Consider the following 19,043-nt stretch of genomic DNA (forward strand, 5'->3'; position numbering starts at 1 on the left):
GCCGAGGTGATGAGGCGGGGAAGCGAGACATGGCTCGCTTGAAGGACAGTCTCGCGGCAAAATTGTGAGTAGGCTCCCCAGCGGCTGAAGCGCCGCCGGAGTTGTGCAGAGCCACGGGAAGACCGCCCTCAGGCGGCCTTCTTCTGCCCCTCTTCGGCAAAGCGCGCGAGCTGGGTGGCGATGGTTGCCGCCCCGTTCAGCCGCTTCTCCGGTGTGGGCCAGTCGCGGATCAGCACCACCGACTGGTCGGCGCGGATCTTGGCCGAGGCGCCCTGCTCCGAAATATAGCGCACCAGCGCGCCCGGATTGGGGAAGCTCTTGTCGCGGAAGGTGACCACCAGGCCCTTCGGCCCCGAATCGAGCTTCTCGATATTCGCCTTGCGGCACAGCGACTTGATGAAGACCACCTTCAACAGATGCTCCACTTCCGTCGGCATCGGCCCGAAGCGGTCGATCATCTCGGCGCCGAAGGCGTCGATCTCGCGCGCGTCCGAGAGATCGGCGATGCGCCGGTACAGCGTCATGCGAAGCTGCAGGTCCGGGACGTAGCTCTCGGGGATCATCACCGACGTGCCCAGTGCGATCTGCGGCGACCACTGGCCGTCGCCGGCGCTCTCCTCGCCCTTCATCTCGGCCACCGCCTCTTCCAGCATCTGCTGGTAGAGCTCGAAGCCGACTTCCTTGACGTGGCCGGATTGCTCGTCGCCGAGGATGTTGCCGGCGCCGCGCTGGTCGAGATCGTGGGACGCGAGCTGGAATCCGGCCCCGAGCGTGTCCAGCGACTGCAGCACCTTCAGGCGACGGTCGGCGCCCTTGGTCGGCGTCTTGTTCGCCGGGATCGTCAGGAGCGCATAGGCGCGGACCTTGGACCGGCCGACGCGGCCGCGCAGCTGGTAGAGCTGCGACAGGCCGAACATGTCGGCGCGGTGCACGATCATCGTGTTGGCCGACGGGATGTCGAGGCCCGATTCGACGATCGTCGTCGACAGCAGCACGTCGTACTGGCCCTCGTAGAAGGCGTTCATGATGTCGTCGAGCTCGGTCGCCGCCATCTGGCCGTGCGCCACGGCCACCTTCAACTCCGGCACCTCGGCGTCGAGAAAGGCCTTCACGTCGGCGAGGTCGGAGACCCGCGGGCAGACATAGAAGCTCTGGCCGCCGCGATAGCGCTCGCGCAGCAGGGTCTCGCGCACCACCAGCGGGTCGAAGGGCGACACGAAGGTGCGCACCGCCATGCGGTCGACCGGCGCCGTGGTGATCAGCGACAATTCCCGCACGCCGGTCAGCGCCAACTGCAGGGTGCGCGGGATCGGCGTTGCCGACAGGGTCAGGACGTGGACGTCCGACTTCAGCTCCTTCAGCCGCTCCTTGTGCTTGACGCCGAAATGCTGCTCCTCGTCGATGATCAGCAGGCCGAGATTCTTGAAGTCGACCGCCTTGCCGAGCAGCGCATGGGTGCCGACGACGATGTCGACGGTTCCGTCGGTGAGACCTTTCTTGGTCTGCGAGAGCTCCTTGGAGGAGACCAGCCGCGAGGCCTGCGCCACGTTCAGCGGCAGGCCGCGGAAGCGCTCGGAGAAGGTCTTGTAGTGCTGGCGTGCCAGCAGCGTCGTCGGCACCACCACGGCCACCTGCAGCCCGTTCATCGCGCCGATGAAGGCCGAGCGCAGCGCCACCTCAGTCTTGCCGAAGCCGACATCGCCGCAGATCAGCCGGTCCATCGGACGCCCGGCCGCCAGATCGTCGGCGACCGCGTCGATGGCGTTGAGCTGGTCCTCGGTCTCCTCATAGGGGAAGCGGGCGGCGAACTCGTCCCACAGCCCTTCCGGCGGCAGCAGCCGCGGGGCGCCGCGCATCTGCCGGGCCGCCGCGATGCGGATCAGACCGTCGGCCATCTCCAGAAGCTGCTTCTTCAGCTTGGCCTTGCGGGCCTGCCAGGCGCCGCCGCCCAGCTTGTCCAGCATCGCCTCGGAGCCCTTGCCGCCATAGCGCGACAGAAGCTCGATATTCTCGACCGGCAGGAACAGGCGGTCGTCGCCTTGGTAGCGCAGCTCCAGGCAATCATGCGGCGCACCGGCCGCCTCGATCGTCTTCAGGCCGACGAAGCGGCCAATGCCGTGGTCGACATGGACGACGATGTCGCCCTCGTCGAGGCCCGAGGCCTCGGCGATGAAATTGGCGGCGCGCTTCTTGCGGCCACGACGCACCAGGCGGTCGCCCAGGATGTCCTGCTCGCCGACAATGGCGAGATCGGGGGTCTCGAAGCCGGCCTCGACGCCCAGCACCGCCGTCATGACGAGGTTCTTCGGCGCCTCGTTGACCTTCTTCAGGCTGTCGGCGGCCTTGATGTTCTCCAGCCCGTGCTCTTCGACGACCTGGGTCAGGCGCTCGCGCGACCCCTCGGTCCAGGCCGCGAGCACGACCCGCTTGCCGCCGGCGCGCAGCCTTCCGATGTGGTCGACCGCCGCCTGGAAGACGTTGACGTCGCCGCTGGCGCGCTCGGCCGCGAAACTGCGGCCGCGGGTGATGTCGATGTTGAACACGGCGTGGTTGGCCGCGTCGCTCGCCGCATAGGCCGACAGGCGGATCGGGTCGCTGCTGGCGATGCCGCCCGCCAGTTCGTCCTGCGACAGATAGAGATCGTCCGGTTCGACCGGATTGTAGGGCACGGCTTCGGCGCTGGATTCGCCGGCGCCGCGCTTGCGGGCGTCGTAATGATCCTCGATCGTCGTGCGTCGCTCGGCCACCGATTCCAGTGTCAGATGGTCGAGGACCATCGGGAACCCGGCGCAATAGTCGAACAGCGTGTCGAGTTTCTCGTAGAACAGCGGCAGCCAGTGCTCCATGCCGGAGAAGCGCTTGCCCTCGCTGATCGAGGAATAGAGCGCATCCGAGCGCAGCGGCGCGCCGAAGCGCTTGACGTAATTGCCCCGGAACCGGCTGATCGTCTCCTCGCGGAGCGTCACCTCGGAGACCGGCGCCAGTTCGAAGCTCTTGAGCTGCCGGATGGTGCGCTGGCTGGCCGGATCGAAGGCGCGGATCGTCTCCAGCGTGTCACCGAAGAAGTCGAGCCGCACCGGCTCTTCCTCGCCGGGCGCGAACAGGTCGAGGATACCGCCGCGCACGGCGAACTCGCCACGTTCGCGCACGGTCGCTACCCGCTCGAAGCCGCCCCGCTGCAGGGCGCGGACGATGTCTTCCATGGCGATGCGATGTCCCGCCTTGGCGGCAATCATCTCCTCGGCCAGCACGTCCGCCGGCGGCATCTTCTGCAGCAGCGCATTGGCCGTCGTCAGGATCAGCGCCCGGTGCGGCGCCAGGCGCAGCGCATTGATCGCTGTCATCGCCGACAGACGCCGCGCCGCCGCATCGCCCGACGGGCCGACGCGGTCATAGGGCAGGCAGTCCCAGGCCGGCAGGGTCAGAACCGGCAGATCGGGCGCAACGAAGCGCAGCGCGTCTTCCAGTGCCGCGACGCGGTTGCCGTCGCGCATGACGAAGACCACCGGCGTCTTGCCGCCGCGCAGACGCACGATGTCGGCGAGCAGGAACGCCTCATAGCCGTCGATGACGTTGCCGATCTCGACACCGGCACCCTTCTCGATCGCCTTCTTCAGCGACGGAGGCAGGCTCATGGCTGATCCTCCCAGCCGGTGCTGTAGAAGTCGCGGATGCGGCGGAAGACCGGCGTGTCGTGATTCGGCGGGGTCGGCGCTTCGCCGGTCAGCCACTGGAACAGGTCGCGGTCCGGCGCTTCCATCAGCTGCTCGTACTCGGTGAGCTCGTCATCGGTGAGCTTGTCGATCTCCGCATCCGCGAACCGGCCCAGCACCAGGTCCATCTCGCGGATGCCCCGATGCCACGAGCGGAACAACGCCTTGCGGCGGCGGACATCGAGATCGCTCGAGGAGCGCTGCATACCAGTCATGGCAAACCCGTTTTGTGAATTCGGCCTCTATATAGGGAGCGTTCGGGCCTGTCAGCCTTGCCATCGGCATCCATGCGGCTAAACCTGCCGCCCGATGCGCCCTTCGATCCTCGATCCGCTGTTTGCCGCCGTCACCACGCTGGAAGGCGTGGGACCGAAAGTCGCGGCCCAGTTGCAGACCCTGCTCGTCGGCAATGGCTCCGAGGTGCGGGTGCGCGATCTCCTGTTCCATCTGCCGAGCGGGCTGATCGATCGCCGCAAGCGCGCCGAGATCGCCACGGCCCCCGAGGGCGGCATCGTCACCCTGACGGTCCGCATCGACCGCCACCAGGCACCGGGCCGCGGGCAGAAATCGGTGCCCTACCGCGTCTTTGCCCAGGACGAGACCGGCGAGATCGCCCTCACCTATTTCCGCGGCCAGTCGGCCTGGCTGGAAAAGCTGCTGCCGGTCGGCGAGACGATGATCGTCTCGGGGCGGGTCGAGTGGTTCAACGGCCGCCCGTCCATGGTCCATCCCGACTTCGTCGCCACCCTCGAAGAAGCCGAGACCCTGTCGCTGGTCGAGCCGGTCTATCCGATGACTGCCGGCCTCTCGCCCAAGCTTTTGCGCAAGGCGATCGCCCAGACGCTGGACCGGCTGCCGACGCTCGACGAATGGATCGATCCGGCAGTCGTTGCCCGCGAAAGCTATCCGGACATCGGCAGCGCGCTCCGCCGGCTGCACGATCCGGAGGACGAGACCGACATCGCCCGGGCGGGCGCGGCGTGGTCGCGCCTCGCCTATGACGAATATCTCGCCAGCCAGCTCGCCCTCGCCTTGTCGCGCCAGCGCATGAAGAAGGCCCGCGGACGGCCGCTCGTCGGGACCGGGCGGATGGCCGGGCTCCTGCGCGCGGCCCTGCCCTTCACGCTCACGGAGGGGCAGGAAGCGGCGATCGCCGAGATCCACACCGACATGGCCGCGCCGGACCGCATGCTGCGGCTGCTGCAGGGCGACGTCGGGTCCGGCAAGACCGTCGTTGCGCTGATGGCGATGGCCGCGGCGGCCGAAGCCGGCGCCCAGTCGGCCCTGCTTGCCCCGACCGAGATCCTCGCCCGCCAGCATCACGACGGCCTGTCGAAACTCTGCGAGGCGGCCGGGCTGTCGATCGTGCTGCTGACCGGCCGCGACACCGGCCGGGCCCGTGCTGCCAAGCTCGCCGCCATCGCCGCCGGCGAGGTGCAAATCGTCGCCGGCACCCATGCGCTCTTCCAGGAAGGCGTCGACTATGCCGATCTCGGCCTCGTCGTCGTCGACGAGCAGCACCGCTTCGGCGTCCACCAGCGCCTCAGCCTTACAGCCAAGGGACGCGGCGCCGACCTCCTGGTGATGACCGCCACGCCGATCCCGCGCACCCTCGTTCTCGCGGCCTTCGGCGACATGGATGTGTCGCGGCTGAGCGGCAAGCCGGCGGGGCGCAAGCCGATCACCACCGTCGCCGTGCCGATGGAGCGCCTTTCCGACATCGTCGGGCGAGCCGGCAGTGCGATGGATGCCGGCGAACGGCTCTACTGGGTGTGTCCGCTGGTCGAGGAATCAGAAAAGAGCGACCTGATGGCGGCGGAGGAGCGCTTCCGCCAGCTCCAGGCGCACTTCGGCGACCGGATCGGCCTCGTCCATGGCCGCATGAGCGGCGAGGAGAAGGACGCCGCCATGGCCGACTTCAAGGCGGGGCGCACCCAGCTCGTCGTCGCCACCACGGTCATCGAGGTCGGGGTGGACGTGCCGGACGCGACCATCATCGTCATCGAGCATGCCGAGCGTTTCGGCCTGTCGCAGCTCCACCAGCTCCGCGGCCGGGTCGGGCGTGGATCGAAGGCCTCGTCCTGCGTGCTTCTCTACCGCGCCCCGCTCGGCGAGACCGCCAGCGCCCGCATCAAGGTCATGCGCGAGACCGAGGACGGCTTCCGCATCGCCGAGGAGGATCTGAAGCTGCGCGGCGAAGGCGACCTGCTCGGCACCCAGCAATCCGGCATGCCCTATTTCCGCATTGCCTCGATGGAACACCATGCGCGGCTGATGGAGGTCGCGCGCGACGACGCGCGGATGATCCTCACCCGCGACCCGGAGCTGACCTCGCCGCGCGGCGAGGCGCTGCGGGCGCTGCTCTATCTGTTCGGCAAGGACGAGGCGATCCGCCTGCTGCGCTCCGGCTGAGGCCGGAGGCGATCCGCATTCGCGTCAGTCGACCGGCTCTGCCTGGCGATCGGCGGGGGCCGGCTCGGCCCGCACCAGCCGGGACGCCTCGGCCACCGTCATCGGCTTGCCGCGCACCGCGCCGCCCTCTTCTGGCGAGACGAGCCCTGCCGAGACGACCAGCTTCAGCGCCGCCTCAATGCTCATGTTGAGAATGCGCACGTCGGCCCTCGGCACGTAGAGCAGGAAGCCAGAGGTCGGGTTGGGCGTCGGCGGCAGGAAGATCGCCAGCATCTCCTCGCCCTGGTCCGACAGGACCGTCTTGATCTCGCCGGTCGCCGTGGTCGCCACGAAGACGATCGCCCACATGCCCTTGCGCGGATATTCGACCAGACCGGCCGTCTTGAAGGACGACGACCGGTCGGCCAGCACCGTCTCGAAGATCTGCTTAAGGGCGGTGTAGACCGTGCGCACCAGCGGCATCCGGCCGAGCAGATGCTCGCTCCAGTTCACCAGGGTCCGGCCGATGATGTTGGCGGTCAGAAAGCCGATTGCGGTGATCAGGAACAGCGCCACCAGAAGCCCAAAGCCGGGGATGGCGAAGGGCAGATAGGCGTCCGGCGTGTATTGCGTCGGGATGTAGGGCTTCACCCAGCCATCGACCCAGCCCATGAAGGACCAGGTGATCCAGGCGGTGATCGCAAGCGGCGCGCAGACGATGAAGCCGGTCAGGAAATAGGTTCGAAGCCGCGTCATGGCCGTTGTCTGCTCCAGCGCCGCTGCGGCGCACCATCAAAGGCCTGCGCCTCGCTCAATCGAGACTCACTTGCCCCCATGGCGAATGCAAGGCAACTCTTTTCGCAGGTGCGAAGAGTGCCGAACCGTCACTCCACGGTGACCGACTTCGCCAGGTTGCGCGGCTGGTCGACATCCGTGCCCATCTGGATCGCCGTGTGATAGGCGAGCAGCTGCAGCGGAATGGCGTAGACGATCGGCGTCAGGATCTCCGGCATGTCCGGCAGGACGATCATCTGCGCACCCTCCACCGCGCCGCTCGCGGCGCCCGAGGCATCGGTGATCAGGATGATCTCGCCGCCGCGGGCCGCCACTTCCTGCACGTTGGAGATGGTCTTCTCGAAGCTGCGATCATGCGGCGCCACGACGACGACGGGCATGGTCTCGTCGATCAGCGCGATCGGTCCGTGCTTCAGTTCGCCTGCTGCATAACCTTCCGCATGGATGTAGCTGATTTCCTTGAGCTTCAACGCGCCTTCCAGCGCGAGCGGATAGGAGAAGCCGCGGCCGAGGAACAGCGCATGCGACTTGGTCGCCATGTCCCGTGCCAGCCGCTCGATCGTCTCCTCCAGGCGGATCGCCTCGTTGGCGAGCCGCGGCGCCTCGGTCAGCGTGCGGGTCAGTTCCAGCTCGCGCTCGGGGGTAATCACGCCGCGGTCGACGCCGGCGCGAATTGCCAACGCGGCCAGTGCCATAAGCTGGCACGTGAAGGCTTTGGTCGAAGCCACGCCGATTTCCGGCCCGGCCAGCGTCGGCAGTACGAAGTCCGATTCCCGCGCGATGGTCGATTCCTGGACGTTGACGATCGCCGAGGTCTTCAGCCCCTGCGACTTGGCGTAGCGCAGCGAGGCGAGCGTATCGGCGGTCTCGCCCGACTGCGAGACGAACAGGGCCAGGTCGACATCGCCAAGCGGACTCTCCCGGTAGCGGAACTCGGACGCCACATCGAGATCGCAGGGAATGCCGGCGAAGCGCTCGAAATAATAGCGGCCGACGAGCGCCGCGTAGAATCCCGTGCCGCAGGCCGACAGCGCGATGCGACGGATCTTCGAGAAGTCGAGATCCTGGCCGTCGGGGATCCGCGCGCGTCCGCTCGACATGTCCACGAAGGCGCCGAGCGTGTGCGACAGCACCTCTGGCTGCTCGTAGATTTCCTTCTGCATGAAGTGCCGGTGGTTGCCCTTGTCGACATAGAAGGCCTTGCCGACCGACTTGCGGATCGGCCGCGTCACCGGGCGCCCGTCCTCATCGAAGATCGAGACGCTGTCATGGGTGAGGACGGCGAAGTCGCCCTCTTCCAGATAGCGGATGTCGTCGGTGAAGGGCGACAGCGCGATGGCGTCCGAGCCGAGATACATCTCGCCCTTGCCTTCGCCGATCGCCAGCGGGCTGCCGCGCCGGGCGCAGATCAGAAGGTCCTCGTTTCCGTTGAACAGGAAGCCCAGCGAGAAGGCGCCCTCCAGGCGCTGCAGCACCGTGTGGACGGCGTCCTTGGGCGACTGGCCGCGCTCCAGCTCGCGCGTCACCAGATGGGCGACCGTCTCCGTGTCGGTCTGGCTCTCGAAGACGATGCCCTCGGCTTCCAGCTCGGTGCGCAGCTCGCGGTAGTTCTCGATGATGCCGTTGTGGACGATCGCCAGCCGCGGCGTCGCATGCGGATGGGCATTGGCCTCTGTCGCCGCGCCATGGGTCGCCCAGCGGGTGTGGCCGATGCCGATCGTGCCCTTCAGCGGATGGTCGGCGAGCCGTGCGGCGAGGTTGACCAGCTTGCCCTCGGCGCGCAGGCGCGTCAGCGCCCCGTCTTCCAGCGTGGCGACGCCGGCGGAGTCATAGCCGCGATATTCGAGCCGCTTCAGCGCGTCGACGAGACGGTCGGCCACCTGTTCGCGGCTGATGATGCCGATAATTCCGCACATGGACTGGTTCCCGGATTGGCTGGATGAGGCGGTGGATATGGGAGCCCGGAGGGCGGGCTACGCAGCGCAACCTAGACGAAATGCGGCGCTGCGGTGATTCACGAATGGTATCGCGAGATTACGAAGCGGTCAGGCCTTGCCGGCGGCCTTTGCGGCCTTGGCCGCCCTGTTGCGCTCGGCGATCTCGCGGCCGCGGCCGGGCTTGGTCACCTGGCGTTCGCGGGCGATGGCCAGGGCCCCGTCCGGCACGTCGTCGGTGACGACGCTGCCGGTGCCCACATAGGCGCCCTCGCCGATGCGCACCGGTGCGACCAGCGCCGAGTTCGACCCGATGAACGAGCCCGCGCCGATCTCGGTCCGGTGCTTCAGCGCGCCGTCGTAATTGCAGGTGATGGTGCCGGCGCCAATATTGGCCGCCGCGCCGACGCTCGTGTCGCCGATATAGCTGAGATGGTTGACCTTGGCGCCCACGCCGATCTCGGCGTTCTTGACCTCGCAGAAATTGCCGACCTTGGCGTCTTGCGAAAGGTCCGCTCCCGGCCGCAGCCGCGCGAAGGGCCCGACCGAGGCACCTTGGCCGACATGACACCCTTCCAGATGGCTGAAGGCGTGGATGGTGGCGCCGGCCTCGACCCGGACGCCCGGACCGAAGACCACCTGCGGCTCGACGAAGACGTCGGGTTCCAGCTCCGTGTCGTGGCTGAAGAAGACGCTCCCCGGATCCTGGAGGGTGACGCCGGAGAGCATCACCTGCCGCCGTCGCGCGCCCTGCCACAGGGCTTCAACCTGCGCCAGCTCCTCGCGGGTGTTGACGCCGAGCACCTCGTTGGCGTCGGCCTCGATGGCGCGGACGCGGCGCCCCGCATTGCGGGCGATCGCGACGAGATCGGTCAGGTAATATTCGCCCTTGGCATTGGCGTTGCCGATCGCGTCGAGCATGGCCAGCGCATTGTCGCCGCGAAACGCCATGACGCCGGCATTGCAGAAGCCGACCCGACGCTCATCGGCATCGGCGTCCTTCTCCTCGCGAATGGCGACCAGTTCGCCGTCGGCCTCGATCAGTCTTCCGTAGCCGGTCGGGTCCGCCGGACGGAAGCCGACCACGCAGACATCGGCCCCGTCGGCCAGCGTCGCGCGGGCTCGCGCCAGCGTGTCGGCGCCGATCAGCGGCGTGTCGCCGAAGAGAACGAGGATGTCGTCGAAACCCTGCGCCAGTGCCTCGCGCGCTGCCAAGACGGCATGGCCGGTGCCCAGCCGCTCGGTCTGCTCATGGGCGGCGACGCTGGCGATCTCGCGGCGCGCGGCATCGGCGACGCTCGTCCCGTCCCGCCCGACGACCAGTGCGACATCGTCGGAGCCGGCGGCCCGGGCGGCGCGCACCACGTGGCGGATCATCTCCAGGCCCGCCACCTTGTGCAGGACCTTGGATTTCGACGACCGCATCCGCGTGCCTTCACCGGCGGCCAGAATGATCGACAGGCAGCGTCTCGCCATCTTGCACTCGCGTTCTTCGCGTGAATCTCGCAGCACGCCTTAGCACGGGGACCGGCGCGCGTTCAGGGGGAACGTTGCGGCAAGGTAAAGCGCGGCACGAGGATGCCCACCGGCGACGCATCGCGACGCAGCGGTGGCGGTCGAGCACTAAGCCGCTAGCCGATGGTCTGCAGCGCCGGGAAGGTTTCCAGCAGCCAGAACGACATGGTCTGCATGCCGCCGGTCAGGAACAGAAGGCCGGTGACCACGAGCAGGCCTCCCATCGCCTTTTCCACGGTCGCCAGATGCGCCCGGAAACCGTGCATCCAGCGGAAGAAGGCTCCGGAAAAGGCGGCGGCCAGGATGAACGGGATACCGAGGCCGGCCGAATAGAAGCCCAGCATCAGGGCGCCCTCGCCCACCGTATTCTTCGCACCCGCCAGTCCGAGAATCGCGCCGAGCACAGGACCGATGCAGGGCGTCCAGCCGAAGGCGAAGGCGAGGCCCATCAGATAGGCGCCGAGAATGCTGCGCGGCTTGTCGGGCGCGCTGATCCGCGCCTCGCGCGACAGGAAGGACAGGCGGAAGACACCGAGGAAGTTCAGGCCCATGACGATGATCGCCACGCCGGCGACCATGCCGAGCCAGTCGAGGTTCTGCCGCAGCAACTGGCCGATCGTGCTGGCGCCGGCCCCGAGCATGATGAAGACAGTCGAGAAGCCGAGGACGAAGGTCACCGAGGTCGCGATCAGCCGGCCGTAGCTGGTCGTTCCCATCTGCCGGCCGGCCCGCAACTCGTCGGCGGAGACGCCGGCCATGTAGCACAGATAGGGCGGCACCAGCGGCAGGACGCAGGGCGACAGGAAGGACAGCGCGCCGGCGAAGACCGCGGTCGGATAGGAGAGTTCGGCGAACAAGGGACCTGCCTTCGTTGCGGGAGACGTTCGGCGACGGCGGCCAGCGCGCCCATATGCTAGGCGCGCAGGCTGCAACCTGGTGGCGCCGCCCTGTCCCTGCGGGCGGACGACAACGCCGCCGCCTTCTAGGCGTCCCGCCCGCCTGCGGCAAATCGCAAAACCGTCAGCGAGAGGTCAGAAAGACGGTTGACCGTGAGGGGGCGCCTTTCTATGGTCCGCGCGCTGCTCCCGGGACGCCACCGCCCTGGGGGTCGGAGCGCGTAGCTCAGTTGGTAGAGCAACGGACTTTTAATCTGTAGGTCCAGGGTTCGAGTCCCTGCGCGCTCACCACACCTCCCCCATTTTAGAGCTACACGAATGCCGGTCGCATGCCGGGGCGAACAGGCGTAATCGGTACGGTCGAAGGTGATCACCACCGAGGGAACGACCATGTCCGCCAGCAAGCTCTTTATCGTGCAGCAATTCGTCAAGCAGGGCCGCCGCCTCGGCAACGGCCAGACGATGCAGTTCAAGACCGCCGAGGAAGCCCGCCAGCGTGCCGATCGCGACGGAACGCGTCTGGGCCATGTCGTCGGCGTCGTGGCGGTCGAGCAGACCGTCGACGTGGAGACCGGCGAGGTCCTGGAAGAACCGGTCGTGCTGACTCGCCATGGCGAGGTGCCGGCCGAAGTCGCCGGCGAGTAGCGCCGACCGCTTCGCGATATCTCATCGGGCGCTGCAACGTCGGTCTTCATTGCAAGCCCGGCCCGAGCGCTGTTCTCGCTTTCCATTGGACCCGAAACGTCGGCCCGCACGTTGCTGCGCGAGAACCGCGGCGGCCTGTTCGACGGATCCGTCGGCAGGGCGTTGCCCGACATCGTTCGCCAACAGGGAGCCGACATGGACAATCGCGACGAAAGCCCGCGCGAGCGCAGCCGCAACCACGCCGCGATCGGATGGCTGGCGGTGATCGTCACCCTGGCCGCGATCGGCGCCTTCATCCTCGCCGAAGGCAGCGGCGATCCGTCCGACGGCCTGCAGCCAGGAGCCGCAGCCCCTGCCCCGACCGAACCGGGGCAGTGACCAGAGCCGCGGGGCGCGCGAAAAATTCGTCCTGTCTCAGTCCACCCAGACCGACGGGAACAGCAGGATCAGCACGGTCACCAGTTCGAGGCGGCCGAGCAGCATGTTGATGGAAAGAATCCACAGCGCCGGATCGGGCAGACTGCCGAAATTGCCGGCCGGCCCGATGATCTGGCCGAAGGCCGGGCCGACATTGGCGACGGTGGCCAACGACCCGGTGAAGGCGGTGGTCAGGTCCAGCCCGCACATCGACAGCGCCACCGTGCCGGTGAGCAGCGTGCCGAAGAACAGGAAGAAGAAGATCGTCACCGTCTGCAGGACGTCGGTCGAGATCACCTGGTTGCCGTAGCGCAGCCGCTGCACCGCATGCGGGCGCACCAGCCTGTGCAGGCTGGCCCGCACCAGGAGATAGAGGATCACCAGCCGATTGGCCTTCACGCCGCCCGAGGTCGACCCCGCGCAGCCGCCGATGAACATCGCCGTGAAAAAGATGCCGATCGCCGCGTTGGACCACAGCGTATAGTCCTCCGACGCGTAGCCGGTGGTGGTGATCACCGAGACCAGATTGAAGGTGGACGAGATCAGCGCCTCGCCGAAGGGCGTGTCGTTGATCGTCCGCCGGCTGGCAGCCAGCGTCAGGCTGAGCACCGCGCAGATCACCAGGAACACCGGGATCTGCGGATCGCGCCAGCGCTGGAAACGCCGCGGCAGGAAGGCACGGATATAGATGACGAAGGGCAGCGCCCCGAGAATCATGAAGACCGTCGCGGCGATCAGGATGGCGTCGCTCTCGAAATAGCCCATCGAGGCGTCGTGGGTGGAGAAGCCGCCCGTCGCCACGGTCGTCATGGCATGATTGATCGCGTCGAACGCGCCCATGCCGAGCATCACATAGGTCGCCATGCAGGCGATGGTCAGCGCCACATAGGCGCCGAGCAGTCCGGCGGCGAGCTGGTTCACCCGCGGCAGAACCTTGTCCGAACGGTCGGAGTTCTCCATCTGGAACAGCGACAGGCCGCCGGCGCCGAGCGACGGCAGGATCAGGATCGCCATGCCGATGATGCCGATGCCGCCCATCCACTGCATCAGCGAGCGCCACATCAACAGCCCGCGCGGCAGGACGTCGAGACCGGAAATCGCCGTGCCGCCCGTCGTGGTGAGGCCCGACATCGCCTCGAAGAAGGCGCCGGCATAAGACAGCTCCAGCGACGAGAAATACAGCGGCAGCGACGCGACCGTCGGCGCGAAGACCCAGATGGTCGTGACCAGCAGGAAGCCGTATCGCTGGCTCAGCCGGGCCTGGCTTTTCCTCCGCGTCGCCGTCGCCACGAGGGTGCAGAACGCCCCGATCAGGAAGGCCGAGCCGATGAACACCTGCCAGTCGTCGTTCTCGTCGCCGAGATCGACCAGGGCCGGCACGAGCATGGCGGCCGCCACAGCCAGCCCGAAGATCGCCGCGACATGAAAAATGGACTGAAGAATGCCGGCTCCCCCAAGCAGCTTGCGGCATCCGATCCGGCTGCCGAGCGATAGGATTGTCTAGCCAAGCCTGCGCGGATGAGCAATCTGTCCTGCGCTAGCCAGCCAGCCCTGCTGACAGCCAGCGCCCGTTCACGTCAGTGGCACTCCGTTGCCGCGAGCCTCGGCCCGGCGCCGCGGCATGGCGCCCCCTTGCTTTGGCGGCCGCAAAGGCCGACACCGTGCATATTCCCAAGAAGGACGAATTCCATGGCGTTGCCACGCATGACCCCCGAGAGCCGCGCGCTGCTCGTTCAGCTCAAGCGCGAGCCGGTCGATCTCCCCGCGACGGGCCTCATTCCCGACCTCAAGCAGCTCGGCTTCATCGAGCACCGCGATTCCAAATGGCGCCCGACCCGCACGGGCAAGGATTATCTCAAGACCCAGCGTTGAGGTCTTCCGGCGGGCGTCGACGCCCGCCGCCCCTGGTCCCGCCGGCTGATCCGGCGGTGACCCGACATCTGCATCGGAAGGCCCGCTCCTTGTCTTGATGCGCGTCTGCGCTCAATTACGGGAGATGACCCTCGCACCCCAAAGCCCAGAGCATCAGCACATTCTCGACCGGATCCAGACCGGCGCGGATGCGCTGAACCGTGCCCTCGAAGACGCCGCAGCCGCCGGATTGCGGATCGATCTCCGCCTGACCGATGCGCCGGTCCGGGTCGTGGCGGCACTGGCCACCCATGAGGAAGGCCGCCGTCCCTGCGACCTCAACTCGGCCAATGACGGCTGAGAGGTCGTCCGACGCAATGGAGTGGCCGGCCTCACGGTAAGTTGCATGGCGGCCGCTTTCCCCTTGCGGCCTTCGCGCCGATCCTTTCGGTCCCACGAAAGGAGTGCAGGATGCTACGACGGGTGATTTTGGCCGCAGCGGCGGCATTGGTCTGGACAGCGGCATTTGCCGGGCCGACCGCGGCCGGCGATGCCGAGGACATCCGCGCGGTGATCGGCGCCCAGCTCGACGCTTTCCGCAACGGCGATGGTGCCGAAGCCTATTCCCATGCAGCCCCGAACGTCCGGACCCTCTTCCCCTCGCCGCAATCCTTCATGGCGATGGTGAAGCAGGGGTACGACCCGGTTTACCGGTCGCAAAGCGCCGTGTTCGGCGCGTTGAAGCCGGAGGGCGCCGGCTTCCGCCAGGAGGTGGACCTCACCGATTCGCGCGGGCGAAGCTGGGTGGCGAGCTATACCCTGGAGCGCCAGCCGGACGGCACGATGAAGATCACCGGCTGCACGATCCGCAAGGGCGACGATCTGGCCGTCTGACATCGGGCGGACAGGCAGCCGTCCGCCTGCGCCGGCTCAGCCGTATGGCGGCAGGTCGCCGCGCGCCCAGCCGGCCTTGGTGGCGGCGGCAAAGTCCTCGAAGCCGCCCGCCTCGATCGCCCCGCGCATGCCGGCCATCAGCGACTGGTAATAGGCCAGGTTGTTCCAGGTCAGCAACATCGAGGCCAGCGCTTCGTTGGAGCGCACCAGATGGTGCAGATAAGCGCGCGAATAATCGCGCGACGCCGGGCAGTCGGACGCGTCGTCCAGCGGCCGCGGGTCGTCGGCATGGCGGGCATTCTTCAGATTGACCTTGCCGAAGCGCGTATAGGCGAGACCGTGGCGACCCGCCCGGGTCGGCATGACGCAGTCGAACATGTCGATGCCCCGTGCCACCGATTGCAGGATGTCGTCCGGCGTGCCGACGCCCATCAGGTAGCGCGGCTTTTCCACCGGCATCACCGGCAGCGTCTCGTCGAGGGTCGCCAGCATCACGTCCTGTGGCTCGCCGACCGCCAGTCCGCCGACCGCGTAGCCCTCCAGATCCATCGCCGCCAGCCGCTCGGCCGAACGGACCCGCAGGTCGATCAGGTCACCGCCCTGGACGATGCCGAACATCGCCTTGCCCGGCTGGTCGCCGAAGGCCTTTGCCGATCGCTCGGCCCAGCGCAGCGACATTTCCATGGCGCGCTCAATCTCCGCGCGCTCCGCTGGCAGGCGGATGCATTCGTCGAGCTGCATCTGGATGTCGGAATCCAGAAGTCCCTGGATCTCGATCGAGCGTTCGGGCGTTAGTTCATGCTTCGAGCCGTCGATATGCGAACGGAAACGCACGCCCGTCTCGTCGAGCTCGCGCAGGCTGGCGAGCGACATCACCTGGAAGCCGCCCGAATCGGTCAGGATCGGATGCGGCCACAGCGCGAAGTCATGCAGACCACCCAGCCGGGCGACGCGCTCCGCGCCCGGTCGCAGCATCAGATGGTAGACATTGCCGAGAATGATGTCGGAGCCGAGCTCCCGCACCTGGTCGAGATACATCGCCTTGACCGTGCCGGCGGTGCCGACCGGCATGAAGGCCGGCGTGCGCACCTCGCCGCGCGGCATGGTGATGACGCCGCGCCGGGCCTTGCCGTCGGTGGCGATGAGCTTGAACTGGAAGGTGTCGCTCATGCCGCGGCCCGGTCGAGCAGGCAGGCGTCGCCATACGAATAGAAGCGATACTCATTGGCGATGGCGTGGGCGTAGGCGGATTTCATCGTGTCGATCCCGCTGAATGCGCTGACCAGCATGAACAGGGTCGAGCGCGGCAGGTGAAAATTGGTCATCAGCCGGTCGACGGCCCGGAAGCGGTAGCCCGGCGTGATGAAGATGTCGGTGGGGCCGGAAAAGGGCCGGATGGTGCCATCGGCGTCGGCTGCGCTCTCCAGGAGCCGCAGCGACGTCGTGCCGACGGATACGATGCGACGGCCCTCGCGGCGCGCCGCGTTCAGGCGCTCGGCGCTCTCCTCGGTGACGCGGCCGATCTCGCTGTGCATGCGGTGGTCGGCGGTGTCCTCGGCCTTGACCGGCAGGAACGTGCCCGCGCCCACATGCAGTGTCAGATATTCGGTGGCGATATCGCGGGCGGCAAGGCGGGCGAACAGATCGGGGGTGAAATGCAGTCCCGCCGTGGGTGCGGCAACGGCGCCGTCCTCGCGGGCGTAGACGGTCTGGTAGTCGGTGCGGTCCTGGAAATCGTCGGGACGCTTCGAGGCGATATAGGGCGGCAGCGGAATATGCCCGACGGCGGCGATCGCCTCGTCCAGGGCCGGGCCGGACAGATCGAAGCGCAGCGAGGCTTCGCCGCCCTCGCCGCGGGTTTCCACCGTGGCTTCCAGCGTGCCGGCGAGGCACGCATTGCCGCCATGGCCGAAGGCGATGCGGTCGCCGATCTTGACCCGCTTGCCGGGCCGCACGAAGGCCAGCCAGCGATCCGGCGCCTCGCGCATGTGCAGGGTGGCAGAGATCTGGGCAACGCCCTCGCCCTCAACCGAGCCCGGGCGCCGGCGCAGCCCTTCGAGCTGCGCCGGGATCACTTTCGTGTCGTTGAAGACCAGGACATCGCCCGGTGTCAGCAGCGACGGCAGGTCGCCGACCGTCTGATCGGCCAGCGCACCGGCCGGATCGACGCAGAGCAGGCGCGCGCTCTCACGCGGAGAGACCGGCCGGAGCGCGATCCGCTCCGGCGGCAGCTCGAAATCGAACAGGTCGACGCGCATGCCGGATCGAGTGGCCGGGCCTAGAGGTCGGCTGCGACGCGCATGGTGGTGATGGAGTCCGGATCCTGGACCGGCTCGCCCTTCTTGATCTTGTCGACGTTGTCCATGCCCTCGATGACCTCGCCCCAGACGCTGTACTGGCGGTCGAGCCACGGCGCGCGGTCGAAGCAGATGTAAAACTGCGAATTGGCCGAGTTCGGGTTGGCGGTGCGGGCGGCGGAGACCGTGCCACGCTTGTGCGGCTCGGCGGAGAACTCGGCGCGCAGGTCCGGCTTGTCGGAGCCGCCGGCACCGGTGCCTGTGGGATCGCCGGTCTGGGCCATGAAACCGTCGATGACGCGGTGGAAGACGACGCCGTCGTAGAAGCCCTCGCGGGCCAGTTCCTTGACTCGGGCGACATGGTTCGGAGCCAGATCGGGCCGCAGCTTGATGACCACCTGGCCCTTGGTCGTCTCGAGGACCAGCGTATCTTCCGGATTGTCGTAGGCCATCTCGTTCTCCTTCGATTCAAACATGCAAAACAGGCGGCTCCGATCACCGGAACCGCCATTCATGCCCTTACTTGGGCGGATTCGCCTGTTGGCACAAGCCTCGGGCGAACCGCGGGAGCGTCAACCTCAGCCGGCGTCGCCGCCGACGGTGACCTTGACCATCGCGTCGGGGTCGTCGACCGAGCCGTTCTGGGCCGGATCGCCCTTCTTGATGGCGTCGACGGTCTCCATGCCCGAGACGACGTCGCCGACCACGGTGTACTGGCCGTCGAGGAAGTCGCCGTCGGCGAGCATGATGAAGAACTGCGAATTGGCCGAGTTCGGGTCCTGCGAGCGCGCCATGCCGACGGTGCCGCGGTCGAAGGTCTCGTCCGAGAACTCCGCCTTCAGGTCCGGCTTGTCGGAACCGCCCATGCCGGTGCCCGTCGGGTCGCCGGTCTGGGCCATGAAGCCCTCGATGACGCGGTGGAAGACGACGCCGTCATAGAAGCCTTCCTTGGCGAGTTCCTTGATCCGCTCGACATGGCTGGGGGCGAGGTCGGGCCGCAGCTGGATGTCGATGTCGCCATTCTTGGTGGTGATCACCAGCATGTTGTCCGGATCGGACGACTGGGCGGTGGCAGGCATGGCAAAGGCGGTGGCGGCCAGGGAAACGGCCAGTCCCAGCGATGCGAAAATCTTCATGTCGGACTTACTCCAGCTCTCGCGCCTGCGCTCGGCGTCAGGCGGTCTTTCCTCGTATCGCCTCGGCGACATTGGCAGGAACGAACGCAGTCACGTCCCCTCCCATGCGGGCGATCTGCCGAACCAATGTGGCGGTTATGGGCCTCGTCGCAGGCGACGCGGGAAAGAACACCGTCGTCACCTCCGGTCGCATGACGCCGTTCATGCCCGACATCTGCATCTCGTAATTCAGGTCGGTGCCGTCACGCAGGCCGCGCACGATCGCCGTCGCGCCGGCATCGACCGCCGCATCGACGGCCAGGTTGTCGAACGCGACGACGCGCAGCTCGGCCTTCGACGTGCCGCCAACGCAATCGGCAATCAGCCGGGCCCGCTCGTCGAAGCTGAACATCGGCGTCTTGCCCGGATGCACCCCGATGCCGACGACGACCGTGTCGAAGACCGCCAGCGCCTGGCGGAGAATGTCGAGATGGCCGTTGGTCATCGGGTCGAACGACCCCGGATAGAAGGCGCGTGTCATGTCGTCCTGTCCCCTCGCATGCGGCATCGGTGAGACGCC

Annotated in this window: 18 protein-coding genes and 1 tRNA gene; 7 read left to right on the forward strand and 12 right to left on the reverse strand. The window is 67.4% G+C overall.

Translation table 11 applies throughout. The features are described from left to right. Window positions 1–128 precede the first annotated feature (128 nt). Both mfd and H9Q09_RS02215 read right to left on the reverse strand, forming a co-directional pair. Complete coding sequence (gene mfd, locus H9Q09_RS02210; RefSeq protein WP_187389703.1) at window positions 129–3,635, reverse strand: transcription-repair coupling factor; 3,507 nt, start codon at window positions 3,633–3,635, stop codon at window positions 129–131. After that, on the reverse strand, window positions 3,632–3,928 hold the full coding sequence (locus H9Q09_RS02215) for a succinate dehydrogenase assembly factor 2 (RefSeq protein ID WP_187389704.1): 297 nt from the start codon (window positions 3,926–3,928) through the stop codon (window positions 3,632–3,634). The genes mfd and H9Q09_RS02215 overlap by 4 nt, the downstream gene beginning before the upstream one ends. Before the next feature lie 94 nt (window positions 3,929–4,022). Between H9Q09_RS02215 and recG the strand changes: the two genes are divergently transcribed. Then, complete coding sequence (gene recG / locus H9Q09_RS02220) at window positions 4,023–6,125, forward strand: ATP-dependent DNA helicase RecG (RefSeq protein ID WP_187389705.1); 2,103 nt, start codon at window positions 4,023–4,025, stop codon at window positions 6,123–6,125. A gap of 24 nt (window positions 6,126–6,149) precedes the next feature. On the opposite strand, the gene H9Q09_RS02225 is transcribed toward recG, so the two are convergent. The 4 genes from H9Q09_RS02225 to H9Q09_RS02240 all read right to left on the reverse strand — a co-directional run bounded on the left by H9Q09_RS02225 (window position 6,150) and on the right by H9Q09_RS02240 (window position 11,205). Further along, window positions 6,150–6,860 carry a DUF502 domain-containing protein gene (locus tag H9Q09_RS02225; protein ID WP_009209552.1) on the reverse strand — a complete coding sequence of 237 codons (711 nt, stop codon included), beginning with the start codon at window positions 6,858–6,860 and terminating at the stop codon, window positions 6,150–6,152. A 128-nt stretch (window positions 6,861–6,988) separates the two neighbouring features. Beyond that, a complete protein-coding gene (glmS, locus tag H9Q09_RS02230; RefSeq protein WP_187389706.1) occupies window positions 6,989–8,815 on the reverse strand; it encodes a glutamine--fructose-6-phosphate transaminase (isomerizing) in 1,827 nt (608 codons plus the stop codon). A 129-nt stretch (window positions 8,816–8,944) separates the two neighbouring features. Beyond that, window positions 8,945–10,309, reverse strand: a complete 1,365-nt coding sequence (gene glmU, locus H9Q09_RS02235; RefSeq protein WP_187389707.1) for a bifunctional UDP-N-acetylglucosamine diphosphorylase/glucosamine-1-phosphate N-acetyltransferase GlmU — start codon at window positions 10,307–10,309, stop codon at window positions 8,945–8,947. A gap of 155 nt (window positions 10,310–10,464) precedes the next feature. Continuing rightward, window positions 10,465–11,205, reverse strand: coding sequence for a cytochrome c biogenesis CcdA family protein (locus H9Q09_RS02240; RefSeq protein ID WP_024350667.1), 741 nt, complete (start codon window positions 11,203–11,205; stop codon window positions 10,465–10,467). A 254-nt stretch (window positions 11,206–11,459) separates the two neighbouring features. Between H9Q09_RS02240 and H9Q09_RS02245 the strand changes: the two genes are divergently transcribed. From H9Q09_RS02245 to H9Q09_RS02255, 3 genes are all read left to right on the forward strand, one after another. Continuing rightward, window positions 11,460–11,535, forward strand: a tRNA-Lys gene (locus H9Q09_RS02245). Between the two features lie 99 nt (window positions 11,536–11,634). After that, the gene (locus H9Q09_RS02250) at window positions 11,635–11,889 is read left to right on the forward strand and encodes a hypothetical protein (RefSeq protein ID WP_060576900.1); all 255 of its coding nucleotides are present in this window, start codon (window positions 11,635–11,637) and stop codon (window positions 11,887–11,889) included. A 195-nt stretch (window positions 11,890–12,084) separates the two neighbouring features. Beyond that, entirely contained in the window at window positions 12,085–12,267 is a 183-nt protein-coding gene (locus H9Q09_RS02255; protein WP_187389708.1) for a hypothetical protein, read from the forward strand. A 36-nt stretch (window positions 12,268–12,303) separates the two neighbouring features. On the opposite strand, the gene H9Q09_RS02260 is transcribed toward H9Q09_RS02255, so the two are convergent. Further along, on the reverse strand, window positions 12,304–13,704 hold the full coding sequence (locus H9Q09_RS02260; protein ID WP_024350663.1) for a TrkH family potassium uptake protein: 1,401 nt from the start codon (window positions 13,702–13,704) through the stop codon (window positions 12,304–12,306). Between the two features lie 291 nt (window positions 13,705–13,995). Between H9Q09_RS02260 and H9Q09_RS02265 the strand changes: the two genes are divergently transcribed. The 3 genes from H9Q09_RS02265 (at window position 13,996) to H9Q09_RS02275 (ending at window position 15,051) form a co-directional block, all read left to right on the forward strand. Beyond that, window positions 13,996–14,178 carry a hypothetical protein gene (locus H9Q09_RS02265; protein WP_148233791.1) on the forward strand — a complete coding sequence of 61 codons (183 nt, stop codon included), beginning with the start codon at window positions 13,996–13,998 and terminating at the stop codon, window positions 14,176–14,178. 124 nt (window positions 14,179–14,302) lie between these two features. Then, window positions 14,303–14,518 (forward strand): hypothetical protein, encoded by a 216-nt coding sequence (locus tag H9Q09_RS02270; RefSeq protein ID WP_024350662.1) that lies wholly within the window; start codon window positions 14,303–14,305, stop codon window positions 14,516–14,518. A gap of 110 nt (window positions 14,519–14,628) precedes the next feature. After that, window positions 14,629–15,051, forward strand: coding sequence for a DUF4864 domain-containing protein (locus H9Q09_RS02275; protein WP_246715963.1), 423 nt, complete (start codon window positions 14,629–14,631; stop codon window positions 15,049–15,051). Window positions 15,052–15,087: 36 nt separating this feature from the next. Here the strand turns inward: H9Q09_RS02275 and tgt are convergent, their stop codons facing one another. The 5 genes from tgt to coaD form a co-directional block, all read right to left on the reverse strand. Further along, complete coding sequence (gene tgt, locus H9Q09_RS02280; RefSeq protein ID WP_187389710.1) at window positions 15,088–16,221, reverse strand: tRNA guanosine(34) transglycosylase Tgt; 1,134 nt, start codon at window positions 16,219–16,221, stop codon at window positions 15,088–15,090. Then, window positions 16,218–17,309, reverse strand: a complete 1,092-nt coding sequence (queA, locus tag H9Q09_RS02285) for a tRNA preQ1(34) S-adenosylmethionine ribosyltransferase-isomerase QueA (RefSeq protein ID WP_187389711.1) — start codon at window positions 17,307–17,309, stop codon at window positions 16,218–16,220. The genes tgt and queA overlap by 4 nt, the downstream gene beginning before the upstream one ends. A gap of 20 nt (window positions 17,310–17,329) precedes the next feature. After that, window positions 17,330–17,800 (reverse strand): peptidylprolyl isomerase, encoded by a 471-nt coding sequence (locus tag H9Q09_RS02290; RefSeq protein WP_024350658.1) that lies wholly within the window; start codon window positions 17,798–17,800, stop codon window positions 17,330–17,332. 126 nt (window positions 17,801–17,926) lie between these two features. After that, window positions 17,927–18,427, reverse strand: coding sequence for a peptidylprolyl isomerase (locus tag H9Q09_RS02295; protein ID WP_187389798.1), 501 nt, complete (start codon window positions 18,425–18,427; stop codon window positions 17,927–17,929). A gap of 94 nt (window positions 18,428–18,521) precedes the next feature. Continuing rightward, window positions 18,522–19,004, reverse strand: a complete 483-nt coding sequence (gene coaD, locus H9Q09_RS02300; protein ID WP_187389712.1) for a pantetheine-phosphate adenylyltransferase — start codon at window positions 19,002–19,004, stop codon at window positions 18,522–18,524. Between the last annotated feature and the right edge of the window lie 39 nt (window positions 19,005–19,043).

It is taken from the genome of Aurantimonas sp. DM33-3 (genome assembly GCF_014334315.1).
Lineage (GTDB): Bacteria > Pseudomonadota > Alphaproteobacteria > Rhizobiales > Rhizobiaceae > Aurantimonas > Aurantimonas coralicida.

Excerpts from the sequence above, each read along its gene's own strand:
- H9Q09_RS02255 (WP_187389708.1), top strand. The coding sequence starts at position 12,085 with ATGGACAATCGCGACGAAAGCCCGCGCGAGCGCAGCCGCAACCACGCC.
- H9Q09_RS02250 (WP_060576900.1), top strand. The coding sequence starts at position 11,635 with ATGTCCGCCAGCAAGCTCTTTATCGTGCAGCAATTCGTCAAGCAGGGC.
- H9Q09_RS02295 (WP_187389798.1), bottom strand. The coding sequence starts at position 18,427 with ATGCCTGCCACCGCCCAGTCGTCCGATCCGGACAACATGCTGGTGATC.
- queA (WP_187389711.1), bottom strand. The coding sequence starts at position 17,309 with ATGCGCGTCGACCTGTTCGATTTCGAGCTGCCGCCGGAGCGGATCGCG.
- H9Q09_RS02215 (WP_187389704.1), bottom strand. The coding sequence starts at position 3,928 with ATGACTGGTATGCAGCGCTCCTCGAGCGATCTCGATGTCCGCCGCCGC.
- H9Q09_RS02265 (WP_148233791.1), top strand. The coding sequence starts at position 13,996 with ATGGCGTTGCCACGCATGACCCCCGAGAGCCGCGCGCTGCTCGTTCAG.
- tgt (WP_187389710.1), bottom strand. The coding sequence starts at position 16,221 with ATGAGCGACACCTTCCAGTTCAAGCTCATCGCCACCGACGGCAAGGCC.
- glmS (WP_187389706.1), bottom strand. The coding sequence starts at position 8,815 with ATGTGCGGAATTATCGGCATCATCAGCCGCGAACAGGTGGCCGACCGT.
- coaD (WP_187389712.1), bottom strand. The coding sequence starts at position 19,004 with ATGACACGCGCCTTCTATCCGGGGTCGTTCGACCCGATGACCAACGGC.
- H9Q09_RS02225 (WP_009209552.1), bottom strand. The coding sequence starts at position 6,860 with ATGACGCGGCTTCGAACCTATTTCCTGACCGGCTTCATCGTCTGCGCG.
- glmU (WP_187389707.1), bottom strand. The coding sequence starts at position 10,309 with ATGGCGAGACGCTGCCTGTCGATCATTCTGGCCGCCGGTGAAGGCACG.
- H9Q09_RS02270 (WP_024350662.1), top strand. The coding sequence starts at position 14,303 with ATGACCCTCGCACCCCAAAGCCCAGAGCATCAGCACATTCTCGACCGG.
- recG (WP_187389705.1), top strand. The coding sequence starts at position 4,023 with ATGCGCCCTTCGATCCTCGATCCGCTGTTTGCCGCCGTCACCACGCTG.
- H9Q09_RS02290 (WP_024350658.1), bottom strand. The coding sequence starts at position 17,800 with ATGGCCTACGACAATCCGGAAGATACGCTGGTCCTCGAGACGACCAAG.
- H9Q09_RS02275 (WP_246715963.1), top strand. The coding sequence starts at position 14,629 with ATGCTACGACGGGTGATTTTGGCCGCAGCGGCGGCATTGGTCTGGACA.
- mfd (WP_187389703.1), bottom strand. The coding sequence starts at position 3,635 with ATGAGCCTGCCTCCGTCGCTGAAGAAGGCGATCGAGAAGGGTGCCGGT.